This window comes from Dietzia sp. DQ12-76, from assembly GCF_014145045.1.
Lineage (GTDB): Bacteria > Actinomycetota > Actinomycetes > Mycobacteriales > Mycobacteriaceae > Dietzia.
Genome location: NZ_JAALDV010000458.1, coordinates 1,537 through 2,840, shown reverse-complemented (window position 1 = coordinate 2,840; position 1,304 = coordinate 1,537). Strand labels below are relative to the sequence as shown.

Sequence of the window (1,304 nt, the reverse complement as noted above, 5' to 3'; positions counted from 1 at the left end):
GGCGGGTCGGTCCGGAATCGCTCACGGGCCACAGTGTGGCACCCGGGGGCCAGCCGCGTGGAGTGGGGAGCCGACGGCCGGGCACCCGCAGGGGGACCGGGCCGGATAGGCTCGCCGGTGCCGTGGTGCTCGGGAAGCCGGAGGGAAAGCCGGCGCGGCCCTCGCCACTGTAGTCGCGGAGTCGAGCGACCCTCGTCCGTCCCACGCGGGGCGGAGACCACTGGGCCACGGCCCGGGAAGGTCGGTCGCACGGCGTCGATGCGAAAGCCAGGAGACCGGCCACGGCGTCATGTTCCACGAGGGTTTGGAGAAGAACATGCGCCATGACCGGCGTTCGGCGTCCCCTGAGGACGCCACGGCACCATCTACTGAGGCCACGGGTACTGAGGCCACGGCACCATCTGACAACACGGCACCGTCCGATGGCGCCGCACCACAGGCACCCCGTATCGCCCTGCTGTCCACCTCCGACACGGACCTGCTCTCCGCTCGCGCCTCCCGGGCCGACTGGACGCTCGGCAACCCGTCCCGGATCGACGTGGAGACGGACCTGCCCGGCCTGCTCTCCGGCACCGACCTCATCGTCGTCCGGATCCTCGGGTCGCGCAGGTCCTGGGAGCCCGGCTTCGAGGCCGTGATGGCCACCGGCGGACCGGTGGTGGTCCTCGGCGGCGAGCAGGCCCCGGATGCCGACCTGATGGAGTTGTCCACGGTGCCGATCGGCATCGCGGCCGAGGCGCACCGCTATCTCGCCGAGGGTGGGGAGCGGAACCTCGCCCAGCTCCACGCCTTCCTCTCGGACACCGTGCTGCTCACCGGCACCGGGTTCGAACCCCCGGAGAGCGTCCCCGTGTGGGGGATGCCGCCGCGGCCGGGTGGCGATTCCCCGGCGAGTGGTCACAAACGTGGCGAATCCCGACACGCGACCTGGGAGAACGCGAGCGAAATCGACCAGTCGCGGGGCGGCCCCGGGGTGGACCAGTCGCGGGGCCTCCCCCGCGTCGGAGTGCTCTACTACCGCGCCCACGAGGTGAGCGGGAACTCCGGATTCGCGCACGCGCTGGCCGACGCGATCGACGCCACCGGGCAGGCCGTGGGCGTGCCCGTGTTCGCCGGTTCCCTGCGCTCGGCGCCCGACGAGTTGTTCGACGCGCTCGGGACGCTCGACGCGCTGATCGTCACGGTGCTGGCGGCCGGCGGGACCACGCCCGGGGCGGTGAGCGCGGGCGGCGAGGACGAGACGTGGGACGTCGAACGGATCGCCGTGCTCGACATCCCCGTGCTCCAGGGACTGTGCCTCACGT

1 protein-coding gene and 1 riboswitch are annotated in these 1,304 nt (G+C 72.5%); the gene reads left to right on the top strand.

The genetic code is table 11. The features are described 5' to 3' along the window. Positions 1-106: 106 nt before the first annotated feature. Positions 107-298: riboswitch (cobalamin riboswitch) on the top strand. Continuing rightward, the coding region (locus G6019_RS14670) for a cobaltochelatase subunit CobN (RefSeq protein WP_182627888.1) at positions 290-1,304 on the top strand (1,015 nt) is incomplete at its 3' end. Its footprint overlaps the riboswitch before it by 9 nt.